Consider the following 18,641-nt stretch of genomic DNA (forward strand, 5'->3'; position numbering starts at 1 on the left):
GATGTGCAACTGTTCGAAAACGGATTACCGACCGCACTCCCGCGCCCGGTCCAGCAGCATCTCCCGCTCGCGTTCGTTGCGGGTCAGCGCCGCCGCTCGCTCGAACTCGGCCCGTGCTTGCGTCGTGCGTCCGAGGCGGGCCAGGAGATCGCCGCGCACGCTCGGCAGCAAGTGGTAGTCGGCCAGGGCGGGTTCGTCGATGAGTGCGTCGACGATCTCCAGGGCCGGGCCCGGGCCCTCGGCCATCGAGACGGCGACCGCGCGGTTGAGTTCGACGACCGGGGAGGGGGTGCGGGCGGCGAGCAGGGCGTAGAGGGTGGCGATGGCCGGCCAGTCGGTCTCGTCGTAGGAGTACGCGTGCGCGTGGCAGGCGGCGATGGCGGCCTGCAGGACGTAGGGGCCCGGGGCGCCGGTGGCCGTGGCGTCGGCGCGGCTCAGGGCCTTGATGCCGCGGGCGATGAGCATGCGGTTCCAGCGGCTGCGGTTCTGGTCCTTGAGCAGGACCGGCTCGCCGCGCGGTCCGGTGCGGGCGGCCGTGCGGGAGGCCTGGAACTCCAACAGGGCCGCCAGGCCGTGCACTTCGGATTCCTTGGGCATGAGGGCGGACAGCAGGCGGGCCAGCCGCAGGGCGTCCTCGCACAGGGAGGGGCGCAGCCAGTCGTCGCCCGCGGTGGCCGCGTACCCCTCGTTGAAGATCAGGTAGATGACGTCGAGGACCGAGCCGAGGCGGGCCTCGCGGTCGGGGCCGTAGGGCACCTCGAAGGCGATGTTCTTCGTGGCGAGGGTCCGTTTGGCGCGCACGATGCGCTGGGCGACCGTCGCCTCCGGGACGAGGAAGGCGCGGGCGATCTCCGGGGTGGTCAGACCGCCGAGCAGCCGCAGGGTGAGGGCGGTACGGGCCTCGGCGGACAGCACCGGATGGCAGGTGGTGAAGACGAGCCTGAGCAGGTCGTCGTCGATGTCCTCGGGGTCGGCGGGCTCCTGCGGCGGGGCGGTCTCCGGCAGGTCCCGGCCGATCTCGGCCAGCTTGCGGGCGTAGTTCTCCCGGCGGCGGACCAGGTCCACGGCCCGGCGCCGCGCGATGGCCGTGAGCCAGGCGCCCGGGTTGTCGGGGACGCCGTCGCGCGGCCACTGCTCCAGCGCCGCGACCAGCGCGTCCTGCGCGAGTTCCTCGGCGATGCCGACGTCCCGGACGACCCGGGTGACACCGGCGATGATGCGCGGCGACTCCATCCGGAAGACGGTCTCCACGACGGTCTGCACGGAGGAGCGGGCGTCGGTGGTGGGGGGCTGTGAGGTCACAACCCCCCATTCGACACCCGTACGTCCCCGCGGCCAAGGAAGCGGGCTCAGCCCTCCGCGATCTCCCGCACCTCGCAGGTGACCGTCCAGTGCTCCTCGTGCACCTTCAGGAAGCGCTTGGTCCACTCGATCGCCTCGGCCATGTCCTTGGCCTGGATGATCGCGTACCCCCCGACGACCTCCTTCGCCTCGGTGAAGGGCCCGTCGGTCACCGACAGCTGCCCCTTCTCCCAGCGCACCCGGGCCCCCTGCGCGGTCGGCGTGAGCCCGGCGGTGTCGAGCAGCACCCCGGCCTTCGTCATCTCCTCGATCAGCTCGCCCATGCGCTGCATCAGGGCGTCGCTGGGGCCCTCGGCAGGGGCGGTCTTCTCGTCGATCCGGACCATCGACAGGTAACGCGGCATGGTGACTCCTCGGTCGCTACGGGGCCGGTCCTTCCCGGCCTCTCACCAGTGCGTCGATCGGGAGAGGCCGGGATCGACAGACCCCGCGGATTTCCTCGGAGATTTTTTCCAGGGCCCCGAAACAGGGTCCTGACCTGCTACGACAGCACCCCGCCGAACCACGCCTTGGCGGACGGCGCCCCGATCGTCACCGGGCCGAAGGTGAACGCCGCGTCCGTCACGATGCCGGTCGGACGCCCCCGCAGCGACCAGACCGCTCCGTCACCGGTGTTCTCACGGGGCGCCGCCGCCGCGAGGTCCGCGTAGCCGTTGCCGTTGATGTCGAGGAGGCTGACCGAGCCGCCGAAGTTGTCGCTCGACTCCGCGGCACCGGGGACGCCGTCGGTGTCCTGGGTGTAGCCCTGGGCACCCGAGCCGGTCAGGCCGTCGCGGCTGCCGTACAGGACGTTGACCATGCCCGCCCCGCCCTTGTCGCCGAGCGCCTCGCCGGGCGCGCCCACGGCCACGTCGGCGTAACCGTCGCCGTTGACGTCACGGGCGGAAACCGCGTCGCCGAAACGGTCCTCCTCCTCCGTGGCGCCGGGAACCCCTTCGGTGTCCTGGCTGTACGACTTCCAGGTCGACGCCGGCTTCAGACCGGAGGCCGAGCCGAGGGCCACGGTGACCGTGGACTGGTTCGGGACGCCCCGGACGACGTCGTCGAAGCCGTCGCCGTTGACGTCGCCGAAGGCCACCTGGCCGCTGCCCTCGGGGCCGGCGACATAGGTGAAAACGCCTCCCGAGGCGTTGGACAGGTAGAGCTGGGAGCCGATGCCGCCGTCGCCGGTGTAGACGGTCAGCGCGAGGTCGTCGCGGCCGTCGCCGTTGACGTCCCCGGCGGCCGCGTTCATCACGTCGAAGGGCTCCACCTTGGGCGAGCCGAAGTCCTGCGTGGCGGCCGGCTTCCCGGTCCGGGAGATCGGGCCCCGCCAGACGGTGGCCTCGGTGCCGAGCGGGTCGTCGCCCGGGGAACGGCCGCCGCGGAACAGGACCAGGTCCGGCCAGCTGTCACCGTCGAAGTCGCCCGCCTGGGTGGTCGCCGCGGGCACGGACACCCCGCCGGACAGGCCCTCCTTGGTGCCCCAGACGACGACCGCGTCCCGGGTCGAGGAGGCCTGCCCGATGATCAGGTCGGTGCGTCCGTCGCCGTCCAGGTCCCCCGTGGACAGCTGGTAGCCGAAGTTCTCGCCCGCGGCGGGATCGCCCGGGATCCCGCTGGTGGAACGGCTGATGATGGTGCGGCTGTCCTTGGTCAGGCCGTGCGGGCCGCCGTACATGACGGTGACGTAGCCCGCCCCCTGCTTGCCGCCGACCGTGGCGATCGGGGCGCCGACGGCGAGGTCCTTGTAGCCGTCGCCGTTGAAGTCGTTCTGGACGGCCTTCGATTCGGCCGCCGCGGCAGTGCCCGCCAGGGCGGGTATCCCGCCGAGCGCGAGCACTCCGGCGATCAGCGGCACGGACCAAGCTTTGTACGAACGCGAGTTGGACATCGGTGTTCCCCCTGGTTACTGCAATGTGGTCACCGCAACAGACATCCCTGGGCGCTCACTGGTTGCAGCAGGCGTTCATTTTTCGGTGAACACGTCAGCGAGGGCTCAGCGCAGCGACTCCCACAGCTCGCTCGCCGCGGGTTCCCTCGCCACCACCCGGTTCGGGTTCGAGGGCGCGGTCACGACCGGCATGGTCACCGTCTTCACGTCGTCGGCCGCCAGGCCCTTCAGGCTCTCGCCGAGGCTCATCAGCCCGGTCAGGGAGTCCAGGCCGGTGTCGGTGGTGAGGCTGCCGGTGACGGCGTCGGCCACGGAGTACAGCTTGGTGGGGCTGGTCAGCAGGTTCGTCGAGGAGATCTGCTCCAGCAGAGCCGTCACCAGCTTCTGCTGGAGGCCTATGCGGCCCAGGTCGCTGCCGTCGCCTATACCGTGCCGGGTGCGGGCGAGGGCGAGGGCCTGCTTGCCGTCGAGGCGATGGGTGCCCGCCTTCAGATGCAGGTGGCTGTCGTTGTCGTCGATGTCCTCGTCCGTGGTCACCGTGACCCCGCCGAGCGCGTTCACCAGCTTCGCGAAGCCCGAGAAGTCGATCTCGATGTAGTGGTCCATGCGGACGTCCGTGATCGACTCGACGGTCTTGACCGCGCACACCGGACCGCCCACCGCATAGGCGCTGTTGAACATCGCGCCGTACGAGACCGCCGTGGAGCCCCCGCTCTCCAGGGGGCAGGACGGCCGGGTGACGAGGGTGTCGCGCGGGATGCTGACGACGGTGGCCGTGATGCGGCCCGCGTCGATGTGCACGACCATCGCGGTGTCGGACCGGGCGCCGGTGCTGCTGCCGCCGCCGAGCGCCTGGTTCTCCTTGCCGCTGCGCGAGTCGGAGCCCAGGACCAGGATGTTCAGCGCCTCGGTGGGCAGCGGTGCCTGCTGCGCGACCGAGGGGGTCGGGGTCGCCTTGGCGGGGCGGTCGTCGCCGAGCGCGCTGTTGATGTCGACGCTCTTGATGTTGCTGTTGAGGTGCCAGTACGCCCAGCCCGCCGCGGCGCAGCCCACGACCAGCGCACCCGCGAGGGTGAGGCCGACGGCCTTCAGTACGCCCGGCCGCCGACCCACTCGTCTGTCCTCGTCGTCTCCGATCACAGAGAGGAACATAAGTCCGAATTATTACGAGGAACGCCTCTCGGGCAGCTTTCTTCGGAAAATCTCAGACTTCTCAACCCAGCGTCACGACCGGAACCGGATTGCTCCCGCTCCACGAGCCGTTGAATCCGAAGGTCACCGAGCCGCCGTCCGGCACCGTCCCGTTGTAGGCGGCGTTGGTGCAACTGACCGCGGTCCCGGACTGGGTGCAGATCGCGTTCCAGGCCTGGGTGATCCGCTGCCCGGCGCCGTACGTCCAGCCGGCCTTCCAGGACGGCAGGGCGGCACCCGAGCAGGAGATCGTCACCTGCCCCGTGAAGCCGGTGTTCCACTGACTGGTCACGCTGTAGACCGCGCTGCACGCACCCGTCGGCGGCGGGGTGGTCGTACCGCCGAGCGCCTCCGCGATCGCGTGGTACGCCGGTTTCGGCGCGTAGTTCTCGTCGTACGGCGTCGCCGCGCCCTGGCCGGGGAAGGTGCTCGGGATCCAGGAGTCGGAGTCGGTGAAGCCCCAGACGGTGGCGCCGACGCACCGGGCGACCGCCACGCACGCGTTCATGACGGCCTTGTAGTCGGCGGCCTGCTGCGTGAGCTTGGCGCTGTCGGAGGGCAGCGTCATCCGGATGTCCAGCTCGGTGATCGCCACGTCCACCCCGAGGTCGGCGAAGCGCTGGATGTTCTGCTGGAGCGTGGCGGGGACCTGGCCGACGATCAGATGGGCCTGGAGACCGACGCCGTCGATCGGGACGCCCTGTTCCTTCAGCGACTTGACCAGGTTGTACAGGGCGGTGGACTTCGCGTTGACGCCCTCGACGTTGTAGTCGTTGATGTACAGCCTGGCGGCCGGGTCGGCGGCGCGGGCGGCAGTGAGGGCCTGGGCGATGTAGCCGGTGCCGAGGCCGTTGTACCAGAGGCTCTGGCGGTAGGTGCCGTCCTCGTTGAAGGGTTCGTTGACGACGTCCCAGGCGGCGAGCCGGCCCTTGTAACGGCCCACTTCGAGCGCGATGTGGTCGTCCAGGAGCCGGCTGAGCTGGGCCGGGGTCCAGGTGCCGTTGGTCAGCCAGTCCGGGTTCTGGTTGTGCCAGACCAGGGTGTGGCCGCGCACCTGCTGGCCGTGGGCCTCGGCGAAGTTCACGATCTGGTCGGCCTCGGCCCAGTTGTAGCTGCCGCGGCTCGGCTCGACCGAGCCCCACTTCATGGCGTTGCCGGGGGTCAGCGAGTTGAACTGGGTCCCGGCGAGGTCGCCATAGGTGCCGGTGAGCTTGGACCCGGTGACGGCCGTACCGATGACCTTGCCCTTGGCGGCGGCGAGGTCCCGCAGGGTGGTGCCGGCCGCGTGGGCGGCGGGCGCGGTGGCCAGGAGCGCGCCCAGGAAGAGGAGGGGTAAGCCGGTTCTCAGAGATCTCATGCGGGGCCTCCGAAAGTTTCGGTCGTGCAACCGATTGGCTTCGGTGGAGTGTGGGGGCACGCACCGCACCCGTCAAGAACCACTCCCCGGCCTCGGCGGTACTGCGGCACCCGAAGTCCATGGCACCGGCCGCGATGTCCCACCCAGGGGCGCGGGGAACTGCGCGACCAGCCACGACAAACCCGCGGCCGCCCCACGAGGAGCACCACCAAGCCGTTGGCGCGGGGGCCGTCGGCCGGAGCGCGGTCGGGGTCGTACCCGCCCGGTCAAACCGCCGGAGGTGTCCCCGTACTGCTGCGCACCACCAGGCTCGTCGCCAGTTCCACCCGGGTCGCCGCCGGGCTCCCGCCCTCCCGGCCCAGGTCGAGCACCAGCTTGGCCGCGGCCTCGGCCATCTCGGTCAGCGGCTGCCGTACGGTCGTCAGCGGCGGGCCCACCCAGGGCGCCACCGGAAGGTCGTCGAAGCCGACCACGCTCAGGTCCTCCGGGATGCGCAGGCCCAGCTCGCGGGCCGCCTCGTAGAGGCCGAGCGCCTGGAGGTCGTTGCCGGCGAAGACCGCGGTGGGCCGGTCCGGGCGGCGCAGCAGTTCCAGGCCCTGGCGGTAGCCGGTCTCATGGTGGAAGTCACCGGCCATGATCAGCCCGGGGTCGACGGGCAGCCCCGCCGTCTCCAGGGCGGCCCGGTAGCCGTCGATGCGGGCGCGGCTGCACATCATGCGGGAGGGCCCGCTGATCGCGCCGATCCTGCGGTGCCCCAGCTCGACCAGGTGGCGGGTCGCGGCGAGCCCGCCCTGCCAGTTGGTCGCGCCGATGGAGGGCACGTCGGCGCCCGGATCGCCGGCCGGGTCCATCACCACGAACGGGATCGATCTGCTGCCCAGCAACGCGCGCTGGGACTCGTCGAGCCCGGACAGCACCAGGACCACTCCGTGCGGGCGGCGGGCGGCGACCTGGTCGGCCCAGGTGCGCCCGGGGGTGAGCCGTCCCGCGCTCTCGCTCAGCACGACGCTGAGCCCGGCGTCACGGGCCACGTTCTCCACACCCCGGATCACCTCCATCGCCCACGCGCTCTCCAGTTCGTGGAAGACCAGGTCGATCAGGGGCGAACGGCTCGCCTCGGCACGCCGGCGCCGGTAGCCGTGCGCGCGCAGCAGGTCCTCGACGCGGGCGCGGGTCGCGGGCGCGACGTCGGCCCGGCCGTTGAGGACCTTCGAAACTGTCGGCGCCGACACACCCGCCTCGCGGGCGATCTCGGCCAGCGTGGCCGTCTGCGGCGACCGTCCTGCCGTCGGGGAAGTCGTCCGGGTTTCAGCGGGCTCGGGGGGCGTCATGGCGGCGATCGTATCCCTGCACGACCTCTTGACGAACCCTCCGTGCGGCCCTAGGTTCCCAAAACATTCGGATTAAATGTCGAAACATTCGCGAAGTCGGCCCGACAGTCGAGCCCGACAGGAGTTACATGACCACCGCGCCCTGGCGTGACCCCGCACTGACCGCCTCCGCCCGCGTCGACGACCTCCTCTCCCGGATGACCCTGGAGGAGAAGACCGCCCAGCTCTACGGCGTGTGGGTGGGCGCCAGCACGGACGGGGACGGAGTCGCCCCCCTCCAGCGCGAGATGACCGCCGACTACGACTGGGACGAGCTGATCACCCGGGGTCTGGGGCAGCTCACCCGGCCCTTCGGCACCGCCCCCGTGGACCCGGCGCTGGGCGCGCAGGCACTGGCCCGCGCCCAGCGCCGTATCGCCGAGGCCGGCCGCTTCGGCATTCCCGCGCTCGCGCACGAGGAGTGCCTGGCCGGCTTCACCACCTGGCGGGCCACCGCCTATCCGGTCCCGCTCGCCTGGGGTGCGAGCTGGGACGCCGAACTGGTCGAGGAGATGGCCGGCGCCATCGGCCGCGACCTGCGCACGGTCGGCGTCCACCAGGGTCTGGCCCCCGTCCTGGACGTCGTCCGCGACCCGCGCTGGGGACGGGTCGAGGAGACGATCGGCGAGGACCCGTACCTGGTGGGCACGATCGGCGCCGCCTACGTCCGCGGCCTGGAGTCGGCGGGGATCGTCGCCACGCTCAAGCACTTCGCCGGGTACGCCTCCTCGGCCGGTGCCCGCAACCTCGCGCCCGTGCGGGCGGGCGTGCGCGAGTTCGCCGACATCACCCTGCCGCCCTTCGAGTTCGCCCTGCGCGAGGGCGGGGCCCGCTCGGTGATGGCCGCGTACACCGACACCGACGGCGTCCCGGCCTCCGCCGACCCCGGCCTGCTGACCGAACTGTTGCGCGAGGAGTGGGGGTTCACCGGCACGGTGGTCGCCGACTACTTCGGCGTCGGCTTCCTCCAGACCCAGCACCGGATCGCCGGCACCGAGGCGGGCGCGGCGCACGCGGCCCTCGCGGCGGGCCTCGACGTCGAACTGCCGACGGTGAAGTGCTACGGAAACCCGCTCCTCGAGGCCGTCCGGGCAGGGGACGTGCCCGAGACCCTGATCGACCGGGCGGCCCGCCGGGTCCTGCTCCAGAAGTGCGAGCTGGGCCTCCTGGACGAGGACTGGAGCCCGGAGCCCACCGAGCGGATCGACCTCGACTCGAGGACGAACCGCGTACTGGCCCGCCGCCTCGCCGAGGAGTCGGTGGTCCTCCTCGACAACCCGGACGGCCTGCTCCCGCTGGTCCCGGACACCCGGATCGCGGTCGTCGGGCCCCGCGCCGCCGACGCCCTCGCCATGCTGGGCTGCTACTCCTTCCCCTCCCATGTCCTCACCCACCACCCCGACATCCCGATGGGCATCGAAATCCCCACGGTCCTTGAGGCGCTGCGCGCCGAACTCCCCGACGCCAAGGTGACGTTCACCGAGGGCTGCGGGGTCGACGAGCCGGACACCGGCGGCTTCGAGGAGGCGGTGGCCCGGACGGCCGAGGCGGACGTCTGTGTGGCGGTGCTCGGTGACCGGGCGGGCCTGTTCGGCCGGGGCACCTCGGGCGAGGGCTGCGATGTGACGGACCTGCGACTGCCGGGCGTGCAGGGCGAGTTGCTGGACTCGCTGGTCGCCACCGGCGTCCCGGTCGTGCTGGTCCTGCTGACCGGCCGCCCCTACGCGCTCGGCCGCTGGGACGGCCGGCTCGGCGCGGTCGTGCAGGCCTTCTTCCCCGGGGAGGAGGGCGGCCCGGCGGTGGCGGGAGTGCTGTCGGGCCGCATCAACCCCTCGGGCCGCCTCCCGGTGAGCGTGCCGCGGGTGCCCGGCGGTCAGCCGTGGACCTATCTCCAGCCGCCCCTCGGCCTCGCGGGCGAGGTCAGCAACCTGGACCCGACCCCGCTGTACGCCTTCGGACACGGCCGCTCCTACACGCAGTTCGCGTGGGAGGACTTCACGGGCGGCGCGCCGGCGGAGATCGGCACGGACGGCACGTACGACGTGTCGCTGACCGTGCGCAACGCGGGGGGCCGGGCGGGCGCCGAGGTCGTCCAGCTGTACCTGCACGACCCGGTCGCCTCGGTGACCCGCCCGGACGTCCGGCTGATCGGCTATCAGCGGCTGGAGCTGGAGCCGGGCGAGTCCCGGCGCGTGACCTTCCGCTTCCACGCGGAGCTGTCGGCGTTCACCGACCGCAAGGGCCGCCGGATCGTCGAACCGGGCGACCTGGAGCTACGGCTGTCGGCGTCGAGCGCGGAGGTCCGGCATACGGCACGGCTGCGTCTGACGGGCCCGGTGCGGGAGCTGGGCGCGGACCGCCGACTGCGCTGCGAGACGGAAGTGTCGTAGCGGTCGCCGTCACCCCACCGACTCGAACCGCCACCGGTGCACCGCCCTCGCTGCCAACTCACCGTCCGGCTCGGGGAGTTCGGGCAGCTCGGCGTCGTAGGCCGCGTCCCACCACGTGATGACGAGGACGCGGTCCTGCGGCGCCCGGAAGGTCTCGCGCCGCAACGGCCGTACGGCAAGCTCCTGTCGGCGGGCCCAGGCGAGCAGGTCGTCGCCCCGGCCCTCGACCGCGCGGGCCTCCCACATCAACGCGACCGTCACGAGTAGAGGTTCTCCTTGCTGACCTCGTGCACGTGGTCGTGGCCCGGCACATGGGGGTCGGTCACCGGCAGGGAGGAGTCGGCGGAGAGGTCCCAGCTGGAGGCGGGGCGGTTGCGGGCCACCATCTCGGCGCCGAGGGCGGCGACCATCGCGCCGTTGTCGGTGCACAGCTTGGGCCGCGGGACCCTCAGGCGGATCCCGGCGGCCTCGCAGCGCTCCTGGGCCAGGACCCGCAGCCGGGAGTTGGCGGCCACGCCACCGCCGATCATCAGATGGTCGACGCCCTCGTCCTTGCAGGCCCGCACGGCCTTGCGGGTCAGCACGTCCACCACCGCCTCCTGGAAGGAGGCCGCCACGTCACGCACCGGCACCTCCTCCCCCGCGGCCCGCTTGGCCTCGATCCAGCGGGCCACCGCCGTCTTCAGACCGGAGAAGGAGAAGTCGTACGCCGGGTCGCGCGGCCCGGTCAGTCCGCGCGGGAACGCGATCGCCGACGGGTCGCCCTCGCGCGCGTACCGGTCGATGACCGGGCCGCCCGGGAAGCCGAGGTTCAGCACCCGGGCGATCTTGTCGAAGGCCTCGCCGGCGGCGTCGTCGATGGTCGCGCCCATGGGCCGTACGTCGGAGGTGATGTCCGAGGACAGCAGCAACGACGAGTGCCCGCCGCTGACCAGCAGCGCCATCGTCGGCTCGGGCAGCGCCCCGTGCTCCAGCTGGTCGACGCAGATGTGGGAGGCGAGGTGGTTCACGCCGTAGAGGGGCTTGCCGAGCGCGTAGGCGTACGCCTTCGCCGCGGAGACCCCGACAAGCAGCGCGCCGGCGAGTCCGGGACCCGCGGTGACGGCGATGCCGTCGAGGTCCTTGGCGGAGACACCGGCCTCCTTCAGGGCGCGCTCGACGGTCGGCACCATCGCCTCCAGGTGCGCCCGGCTGGCCACCTCCGGCACCACGCCGCCGAACCGGGCGTGCTCGTCGACGCTGGACGCGATGGCGTCGGCCAGCAGGGTGGTACCCCGGACGATGCCGACGCCGGTCTCGTCACAGGAGGTCTCGATGCCCAGGACAAGCGGTTCGTCAGCCATTGATCTCGGTTCCTCGTTCTGATGTCGGTCGCTCGGCGGAGCCGCTGTCGGATGCTGTGGTCAGCCGCATGACCAGGGCGTCCACATTGCCCGGCTGGTAGTAGCCGCGCCGGAACCCGATGGCCTCGAAGCCGAAGCGCTCGTAGAGCTTCTGGGCGCGGATGTTGTCGATCCGGCACTCCAGCATCACTTCGGCGCACTCGAAGGCGGTCGCGGCCCGCAGCAGCTCGGTCAGCAGCGTCGCCCCGAGTCCGGTGCCCCAGTGGTCGCGGGCGACGGCGATCGTCTGGACGTCGGCCAGCTCGCCCGCGGAGGCGAGTCCGGCGTATCCGACGATCCGTTCGCCCTCCTCGGCCACCACGAACCGCCGGGTCGCCTCGGGGCCCCGGGAGTGCGCGAGCTCGGACCAGAACATGCCCCGGGACCAGGCGTCCTCCGGGAACAGGTCCCGCTCCAGCTCCAGGACGGGCTCGATGTCCCACCACCGCATCTCACGCAGCACAGGAATCACGGGTGTGGTCACTTGGGGGTGACCACCTTGTAGTTCTTGGGCACCTGCGCGTCCGGCCGCCGCAGATACAGCGGGCGCGGCGCGGGCAGTTCCGCCCCGGCCTCGATGCGCTCGGCGGCGAGGGCGGCGAGCGCGGCTGCCGACACGTGCTCGGGCTCGCGGGCGTCGGGGAAGGTGTCGGGGTAGAGCAGGGCCCCGGCGCCGACCGCGGGCAGCCCCTCGACCTGCTCGGCGATGTCGGCGGGCCGGTCGACCGCGGGATCGCTCACGCGGGTGCGGGGGTCGGAGTAGGTGGCCCAGTAGACCTCCTTGCGCCGCGCGTCGGTCGCCACGACGAAGGGGCCGTCGCCGACGTCGGCCGCGTAGGCGAGTCCGTCCAGGGTGCACACCCCGTGCACGGGGATCTTGAGCGCGAGGCCGAAGGTGTCGGCGGTCATGAGCCCGACGCGCAGCCCGGTGTAGGGCCCGGGTCCGATTCCCACGACGATCCCGGTGACCGCGTCCAGCTTCACCCCCGCGTCCGCGAGCACCCGGTCGACGGCCGGCAACAACAGCTCCCCGTGCCGGCGCGCGTCCACCTGACTGAACGAGGCGACGACGTCCCGCCCGTCATGCAGGGCGACGGTCACGGCGGGGGTGGCGGTATCCAGAGCGAGCAAGAGCACGCAAACAGCCTACGGCTCCGGGAGGACCCGGGTGGCCGCAGGCCGCTACTGACCCTCGGGGGTGTGACGGCCTACGGTTCCGGCGCGCGGGCGCGAGCAGCCATGACGGCACGGCACCCCCTCGACGACCTGCTACGGTCGCCACAAATCAGGACCAAGTACTCGAGAGGTGACCGGTGGCAACCAGCAACGCGGCTTTCGTGACCACTCTCACCACAGCGGCCCTCGCGACGGTCGGCTTCCTCGCCTACCAGGCCTCCGCGACGGTCCCCGCCAGGGCGCACACCAGCAGTGGCCCCGCGGCCGTCACCTCGAAGGTCCCCCGCGACGAGCGCAACCCCGCCGCGCTGCCGCCGGGCTCGGGCGCCGGCGAGCGCGTCGTGTACTCCCTGGACGACAACCGTGTCTGGCTGGTCAACGCCGGCGGCCAGGTCACCCGCACCTTCCAGGTCATCCCCGGCACCATCGACCCCGCGCCCGGCGTCTATGTGGTGACCTCCCGCTCGAACTCCGTGACCGGCACCGACGGCACGCCCATCGAGCACGTGGTCCGCTTCACGAGCATCGACGGCGTGGCGATCGGCTTCAGTTCGGCCGTGGAGCAGGCGGGGCGTCCGGCTCCCGCCGCGACCACGGTGCCGACGGGCGGCATCCGGGAGTCCCGCGAGGACGGCGACGCGATGTGGGCCTTCGCGACGATCGGCGCGAAGGTCGCGGTCATCCACTGACCCCGCCGCTTTGGGGCGGCTCAGGCCGGTTTGGAGCTCAGGCCGCTTTGGGGCGCTCGGTGGCAGCCGTCCGTGTCGTCCCCGGGTCGGGCAGCCGCGGCGGTGCGGAGACGGCCTCCGCGGCCGCACAGGACGCCAGCAGATCACGCATGGACACACCGCCGACGAGCACGTACGGCTGGGGCCGGTTCTCGGTGGCCGACATGGACGCCTCCAGGAGTTCGGGGGCGGGCGTGGTTAGGTATGCCTAACCACGAGCTGGGTACCATGTGACCACGCACATGACGCACTGTGCAATATCTTGCCGACGGATTGTCGGAAACGTTCACACGGCGGGTGGCGGACGGCTTCTCAGGCCGTGAGCACGCTGAGGTCGGCCGCGGCCCACCGCTCCCCGACCGGCGTCAGCGTCACGTGCCGCACCTCGTCGGTCGTGTCACCGACCCCGCGGTGGATCTGCACCTGGAGCCGGTCGTCGGTCAGTTCCTCGACCTTGCCCTCGCCCCACTCCACGACGATCACCGACTCCGGCAGCGAGACGTCGAGATCGAGGTCCTCCATCTCGTCGAGCCCGCCGCCCAGGCGGTACGCGTCGACGTGGACGAGCGGCGGCCCGTCCCCCAGGGACGGGTGCACCCGGGCGATCACGAAGGTCGGCGAGGTCACGGCCCCCCGCACCCCGAGCCCCTCACCGAGTCCGCGGGTCAGTGTCGTCTTGCCCGCGCCGAGCTCCCCGCTGAGCATCACGAGGTCCCCGGCGCGCAGCAGCTTGGCGAGCTTCAGGCCCAGCTCGCGCATCTGCTCGGGGGAGGTGACGGTCAGCTCGGTCTCAACCGGGTTGCGCGGTACTGCTTCCATAACCGCCAACGGTAGCCCCTGCGGGTACCGCTCCCGCGCGGGTGAGCAGGTCGGCGAGGCGGTCGGTGACCACTTCCGGGTGTTCCAGCATGACGAGGTGCCCGGCGTCGGGGACCAGCACCAGCTCCGCCTCCGGCAGCAGGGAGGCGATCGCCTCGCTGTGCTCGCTGGGTGTGACCATGTCGCCCACTCCAGCGAGCACGAGCACCGGCTTGCCCACGAAGTGGGCGAGGGCGGCGGTCTTGTCGTGGTTGTCGAACGCCGGGTAGTACTCGGCGACCACGTCGATCGGGGTGCCCTCGATCATCCGCTCGGCGAACCGGACGATGGCCGGGTCGACGTCCCGGGACGCGAAGGAGTAGCGCTTGATGACCCCGGCGAACAGGTCGGCGGTGGCCCGTCGGCCCTTCTCCACCAGGTCGGCGCGCTGCCCCAGCGCCTTGAGGACGCCCGGCAGCACCCGCCGTACGGCGTTGACGCCCGCGACGGGCAATCCGAAGTTGACCTCGCCGAGCCGCCCGGACGACGTACCGACCAGGGCCACCGCGACCACGCGGTCGCGGATGAGTTCGGGGTACTGGTCGGCCAGTGCCATGACGGTCATTCCGCCCATGGAGTGACCGACGAGCACGATCGGGCCCTCGGGGACGGTAGCGTCGATGACGGCTTTGAGGTCGCGTCCGAGCTGCTCGATGTCGACCGGCACCCCGTCCCGCACCTGCCGGGCACCCCGCCCGGACCGCCCGTGGCTGCGCTGGTCCCAGTGCACGGTCCGTACGACACCCCTGAGCGCCGCGCGCTGGAAGTGCCAGGAATCCTGGCTGAGGCAGTAGCCGTGGCTGAAGACGACCGTCACGGGAGCGGGGGCCTTGCGCCCGAACAGCCGGCGCCGGCGCGGCGACAGCGCGGGAGCGGCCTCCGGATCGACGTCGTCGACCTCGTAGTACAGCTCGGTGCCGTCGTCGGCTTGCGCCTTGCCGGGGGTGCCGCGCACTGCGCCGTACGGCCCGGTCGAGTCGAGGGCGAGCCGGGCCCGCTCCCGCATGCCTCGTCCGACGGTGAGCCGCTCGAGGGCGACACCCGCCGCGGCGCCCGCGGCGATCACGCCTATCGCGGCGCCGGCGACCCCGGTCGCCCGGCGCCACCCGCCACCCGCCGCCGTAGCGGAGGCGAGGGCCACCGAAGCGGCGGCGTCGACGACGGCCTCCGCACTGCTCTCGCTCACGTACCGCTCCTGTTCGCTGGGTCGTTCAAGGGCCGGGTGATACCGGTGTTGCGGGACTGGCTGATCTGACGCGCACTGTTGCGGTTACCCCGCTTGTCCCTCATTCACATAGACGCGGGGAACGCGCGTTCCGATGCGGGTCACGATTTCGTAGGCGATGGTGCCCGCTGCCTGCGCCCAGTCCTCGGCGGTGGGCTCGCCCCGGTCGCCGGGGCCGAAGAGCACGGCCCGGGTGCCGGTGGCGGGCTCGTCGCCGCCGAGGTCCACGACGAACTGGTCCATGGCGATCCGCCCGGCGACCGTGCGCCACTTGCCGTCGACCAGCACCGGCCCGGCGCCGGAGGCGTGCCGTGGGATGCCGTCCGCGTATCCGACGGGCACGAGACCGAGGGTCGTGGCGCCCGGGGTGACATAGCGATGGCCGTAGCTGACGCCATGGCCTGCCGGAACGCGCTTGACCAGCGCGAGCGACGCCGACAGCGTCATCACCGGGCGCAGTCCGAAGTCGGCGGGGCCGCCCATCTCGGGGCTCGGCGAGATGCCGTAGGTCGCGATGCCGGTCCGGACGAGGTCGAAGTGGCTCTCCGGAAGAGTGAGGGTGGCGGGCGAGTTGGCGATGTGCCGCACCTCGGGGCGCACGCCCTGGCCCTCGGCGTACGCGAGCATCTCGCGGAAGAGGGTGAGCTGGGCGGCGATGGAGGGGTGGCCCGGCTCGTCGGCGCAGGCGAAGTGCGACCAGAGGCCGGTGACGCGCAGGAGCCCTTCGGACTGTGCGCGCAGGGCCTCGGCGACCAGCTCGGCCCAGTCCTCGCCGGGCTGGCAGCCGTTGCGCCCGAGGCCGGTGTCGGCCTTGAGCTGCACGCGCGCGGGTACGCCGGCCTCGCGGGCCGCCGCGACGAGCTCCCGCAGCGCCCACATCCCGCTGACGGAGACGTCGAGGTCGGCCTCGATCGCCTCCCGCCAGGGGCCGCCGGGTGTCCACAGCCAGCACATGATCCGCCCCGGCAGCCCCGCCCTGCGCAGCGCCAGAGCCTCCTCCGGCGTGGCGGTCCCGAGCCACCCGGCCCCCGCCTCGACCGCGGCGCGGGCACAGGGCACCGCGCCGTGGCCGTACGCGTCGGACTTGACCACGGCCATGAGGGCGGACCCCGACGCGCGGGCGCGCAGGGCCCGCACATTGGCCCGCAGCGCGGCCAGGTCGATCTCGGCGCGGGCGCGCAGCGGTGCGGTCGGGGCGGTTGGTGTCTCGTTCATGGCGCCCCCAGTGTCTCAGAGGCGACTGACACCGCCGATGAGCACGTCCCGGGACGCACCCACACGCGTGTGGGTCACACGTCGGGTGACACGTCGGGGCACATGTGGGTCGCGCGGCTCAGAGGATCAGACCGTGCCGGGCCAGGTACTTCACCGGGTCGATGTCATAGCCGTACGGGCGGCGGGAACGCACCTCGAAGTGCAGGTGCGGGCCGGTGGCGCGCCCGGTGGCGCCGCTGCTCCCGATGCGGGTGCCGGCCCTGACCTTGGCACCGCGCGCGACGGAGATGCGCGAGAGGTGGGCGTAGAGCACGTACCGGGAATCGCTCATCTTGATCGTCACGGCCTTTCCGTACGACCCCGACCAGCTGGCCAGGACGACGACGCCGGTGCCCACCGCGTAAACCGGGGTTCCCTTGGCCACGGCAAGATCCACTCCGGTGTGGTATCCGGCCAGCCAGTTTCCCCGCACGCGGTAGCGCATGGTCACTCTGGCCCGCTTCCGGATGGGGCGAGTCCACTTGGCCGCTGCGAGGGAGCGGTCGCTGACCTCGACGTCCTCGGCGGACTCGAGGAGCTCCTCGTATTCCGCGTCGTAGTCGCTGCCGCAATTCCCGTCGCGCTCTTCCTCTAACGGTTCTGGGCTGTCCCCGCGGAAACCGAGAACGGGACTCCCCAGAACGACTGCCGCTCCTCCCAGCAATTCACGCCGGGTGGTGCCTCGTATTATTGGCTCATCCATGCGGCCAGCGAAACATCGCTCTTTCGGCTCCGCATATTCGACCGACCGGTATTGGTCCCATCAGGTAGTAGTTCGCGGTGACTCGCCCGTTTGCCGGGCCAAATGGCCCAGGGTCACGCGTCCGTGACGTCCCGCCAGGCCGCCGGTACCGCCTCCGCCACGTCGTGGGCACCCACCGGGGCCCCGTCGGCCGCGAACCGTCCGGCCAGCCCGTGCAGGTACGCGCCCACGCTGCCGGCGTCCAGGGCGCTCAGCCCCGACGCGAGCAGGGACCCCGCGAGGCCGGACAGGACGTCCCCGCTGCCGGCGGTGGCCAGCCAGGCCGTCCCGGTCGGGTTCACGCGTACGGCCCCGCCGCCCGCGTCGGCGACCAGCGTGGTCGAGCCCTTGAGCAGCACGGTCGCGCCGTAGCGCCCGGCGAGTTCCCGCGCGGAGGCCAGCCGGGCCCTCTCGACCTCCTCGCGCGCCACCCCGAGGAGCGCGGCGGCCTCTCCGGCGTGCGGGGTCATGAGGGTCGGGGCGGTACGCGCGCGTACGGCTTCCCGGTCGGCGAGCCGCAGCCCGTCCGCGTCGACGAGCACCGGCACGTCCGACGCCAGTACCTCCGCGACGGCCGAGGCGTCGTCCCCGGCCCCCGGTCCCACCACCCACGCCTGCACCCGCCCGGCCTGCTTCGGCCCCCGGTCGGAGACGAGCGTCTCGGGGAAGCGGGCGATCACGGCGTCCCCGGCGGGCCCGACGTACCGTACGGCTCCGGCGCCACCCCGCAGCGCCCCGTACACGGCCAGCACGGCGGCCCCGGGATAGCGCGCGGACCCGGCGGCGATCCCGACGACGCCCCGCCGGTACTTGTCGCTCTCCCCGGCCGGCACGGGCAACAGCCGCCGTACGTCGGCGTGTTGGAGGGCCTCCAGTTCGGCCTCCGCCGGGAGCGCGAGTCCGATGTCGACGAGCCGCACCGACCCGGCGTACTCCCGCGCGGGATCGATCAGCAGCCCTGGCTTGTGCGTCCCGAACGTGACGGTGAGGTCGGCCCGCACGGCCGCCCCGCGCACCTCACCGGTGTCGGCGTCGACCCCGCTGGGCAGATCCACGGCGACGACGGCGGCGCGGGACCGCTCGGCGACCTCGGCCAGCCGGGCCGCGTCGGGGCGGAGCCCGCCCTTGCCGCCGATCCCGACGATGCCGTCGAGGAGGAGATCGGCGCGTTCGATGAGTTCCTCGGCGCCGCCCGGAGCCACCGTCCGGCCTCCCGCCCGCCGCAGCGCCGCGAGCCCCCCGTTATGGGCCCGCTCGGGCGCGAGCAGCACGGCGGTGACACCGGCCCCACGCCGGGCCAGCCGGGCTCCGGCGTACAGGGCGTCGCCGCCGTTGTCCCCGCTCCCGACGAGCAGCACGACCCGCCGGCCGTACACCCGCCCCAGCAGATCCGCGCAGGCGGCGGCCAGCCCGGCCGCCGCCCGCTGCATCAACGCCCCGTCCGGAAGCCGCGCCATCAACTCCCGCTCGGCGGTCCTGACCGTCTCCACGCTGTACGCAGTACGCATGTGATCGAGTCTGCCGCAGAACCGCCGTGCAACGCGAAGAGCCGGTCATGGCACGAACATCGGCACCCTCCGCGCCCGCGGCGGATCGCCGGGGCCCACGTCTCACCGGTTGCGCATGAAGATGTAGATCAGCACGAAGAGGACCACGGTGGCGGAGATGCCGAGAAGCGTCGGCCAGGCGGCCCCACTCACCTCTCTCCACGCCTACGACGCAGATAGTCACGG

The 18,641-nt window shown here is 72.3% G+C and carries 18 protein-coding genes; 2 read left to right on the forward strand and 16 right to left on the reverse strand.

Annotation, left to right across the window (positions count from 1 at the left end; genetic code table 11):
• Positions 1-24: 24 nt before the first annotated feature.
• The 6 genes from ACZ39I_RS30955 to ACZ39I_RS30980 all read right to left on the reverse strand — a co-directional run bounded on the left by ACZ39I_RS30955 (position 25) and on the right by ACZ39I_RS30980 (position 7,114).
• On the reverse strand, positions 25-1,302 hold the full coding sequence (locus ACZ39I_RS30955) for an RNA polymerase sigma factor (protein ID WP_467248156.1): 1,278 nt from the start codon (positions 1,300-1,302) through the stop codon (positions 25-27).
• Positions 1,303-1,349: 47 nt separating this feature from the next.
• A complete protein-coding gene (locus ACZ39I_RS30960) occupies positions 1,350-1,706 on the reverse strand; it encodes a YciI family protein (RefSeq protein WP_467248159.1) in 357 nt (118 codons plus the stop codon).
• Positions 1,707-1,843: 137 nt separating this feature from the next.
• A complete protein-coding gene (locus ACZ39I_RS30965; protein ID WP_467248161.1) occupies positions 1,844-3,235 on the reverse strand; it encodes an FG-GAP and VCBS repeat-containing protein in 1,392 nt (463 codons plus the stop codon).
• A gap of 105 nt (positions 3,236-3,340) precedes the next feature.
• A complete protein-coding gene (locus ACZ39I_RS30970) occupies positions 3,341-4,387 on the reverse strand; it encodes an LCP family protein (protein ID WP_467248164.1) in 1,047 nt (348 codons plus the stop codon).
• A gap of 61 nt (positions 4,388-4,448) precedes the next feature.
• On the reverse strand, positions 4,449-5,783 hold the full coding sequence (locus tag ACZ39I_RS30975; RefSeq protein ID WP_467248167.1) for a glycoside hydrolase family 10 protein: 1,335 nt from the start codon (positions 5,781-5,783) through the stop codon (positions 4,449-4,451).
• Positions 5,784-6,049: 266 nt separating this feature from the next.
• Complete coding sequence (locus ACZ39I_RS30980; protein ID WP_467248169.1) at positions 6,050-7,114, reverse strand: LacI family DNA-binding transcriptional regulator; 1,065 nt, start codon at positions 7,112-7,114, stop codon at positions 6,050-6,052.
• 128 nt (positions 7,115-7,242) lie between these two features.
• Here ACZ39I_RS30980 and ACZ39I_RS30985 point away from each other — a divergent pair, with 128 nt between their 5' ends.
• The gene (locus ACZ39I_RS30985) at positions 7,243-9,543 is read left to right on the forward strand and encodes a beta-xylosidase/alpha-l-arabinosidase (RefSeq protein WP_467248171.1); all 2,301 of its coding nucleotides are present in this window, start codon (positions 7,243-7,245) and stop codon (positions 9,541-9,543) included.
• 9 nt (positions 9,544-9,552) lie between these two features.
• On the opposite strand, the gene ACZ39I_RS30990 is transcribed toward ACZ39I_RS30985, so the two are convergent.
• Genes ACZ39I_RS30990 through tsaB form a run of 4 tightly spaced genes read right to left on the reverse strand, consistent with a single transcriptional unit; the run spans position 9,553 to position 12,062 of the window.
• A complete protein-coding gene (locus ACZ39I_RS30990) occupies positions 9,553-9,804 on the reverse strand; it encodes a hypothetical protein (RefSeq protein ID WP_467248173.1) in 252 nt (83 codons plus the stop codon).
• The gene (gene tsaD / locus ACZ39I_RS30995; protein ID WP_352389198.1) at positions 9,801-10,886 is read right to left on the reverse strand and encodes a tRNA (adenosine(37)-N6)-threonylcarbamoyltransferase complex transferase subunit TsaD; all 1,086 of its coding nucleotides are present in this window, start codon (positions 10,884-10,886) and stop codon (positions 9,801-9,803) included. The genes ACZ39I_RS30990 and tsaD overlap by 4 nt, the downstream gene beginning before the upstream one ends.
• A complete protein-coding gene (rimI, locus tag ACZ39I_RS31000) occupies positions 10,879-11,409 on the reverse strand; it encodes a ribosomal protein S18-alanine N-acetyltransferase (protein WP_352389199.1) in 531 nt (176 codons plus the stop codon). The genes tsaD and rimI overlap by 8 nt, the downstream gene beginning before the upstream one ends.
• Entirely contained in the window at positions 11,406-12,062 is a 657-nt protein-coding gene (tsaB, locus tag ACZ39I_RS31005) for a tRNA (adenosine(37)-N6)-threonylcarbamoyltransferase complex dimerization subunit type 1 TsaB (RefSeq protein WP_467248176.1), read from the reverse strand. Before tsaB ends, rimI begins: the two co-directional genes overlap by 4 nt.
• Positions 12,063-12,238: 176 nt before the next feature.
• Between tsaB and ACZ39I_RS31010 the strand changes: the two genes are divergently transcribed.
• Positions 12,239-12,790 carry a hypothetical protein gene (locus ACZ39I_RS31010; RefSeq protein ID WP_467248178.1) on the forward strand — a complete coding sequence of 184 codons (552 nt, stop codon included), beginning with the start codon at positions 12,239-12,241 and terminating at the stop codon, positions 12,788-12,790.
• Positions 12,791-12,827: 37 nt separating this feature from the next.
• On the opposite strand, the gene ACZ39I_RS31015 is transcribed toward ACZ39I_RS31010, so the two are convergent.
• The 6 genes from ACZ39I_RS31015 to ACZ39I_RS31040 all read right to left on the reverse strand — a co-directional run bounded on the left by ACZ39I_RS31015 (position 12,828) and on the right by ACZ39I_RS31040 (position 18,416).
• Positions 12,828-12,995: a hypothetical protein gene (locus tag ACZ39I_RS31015; protein WP_467248180.1), complete on the reverse strand. Its 168-nt coding sequence runs from the start codon at positions 12,993-12,995 to the stop codon at positions 12,828-12,830.
• Positions 12,996-13,141: 146 nt separating this feature from the next.
• Positions 13,142-13,648: a tRNA (adenosine(37)-N6)-threonylcarbamoyltransferase complex ATPase subunit type 1 TsaE gene (tsaE, locus tag ACZ39I_RS31020; RefSeq protein WP_467248181.1), complete on the reverse strand. Its 507-nt coding sequence runs from the start codon at positions 13,646-13,648 to the stop codon at positions 13,142-13,144.
• The gene (locus tag ACZ39I_RS31025; protein WP_467248182.1) at positions 13,620-14,873 is read right to left on the reverse strand and encodes an alpha/beta fold hydrolase; all 1,254 of its coding nucleotides are present in this window, start codon (positions 14,871-14,873) and stop codon (positions 13,620-13,622) included. Before ACZ39I_RS31025 ends, tsaE begins: the two co-directional genes overlap by 29 nt.
• 84 nt (positions 14,874-14,957) lie before the next feature.
• A complete protein-coding gene (alr, locus tag ACZ39I_RS31030; RefSeq protein WP_467248183.1) occupies positions 14,958-16,127 on the reverse strand; it encodes an alanine racemase in 1,170 nt (389 codons plus the stop codon).
• Positions 16,128-16,245: 118 nt separating this feature from the next.
• Positions 16,246-16,869, reverse strand: coding sequence for a M23 family metallopeptidase (locus tag ACZ39I_RS31035; protein WP_467248185.1), 624 nt, complete (start codon positions 16,867-16,869; stop codon positions 16,246-16,248).
• Positions 16,870-16,982: 113 nt separating this feature from the next.
• Entirely contained in the window at positions 16,983-18,416 is a 1,434-nt protein-coding gene (locus tag ACZ39I_RS31040) for an NAD(P)H-hydrate dehydratase (RefSeq protein WP_467248187.1), read from the reverse strand.
• Between the last annotated feature and the right edge of the window lie 225 nt (positions 18,417-18,641).

It is taken from the genome of Streptomyces sp. NPDC024687 (assembly GCF_055559055.1).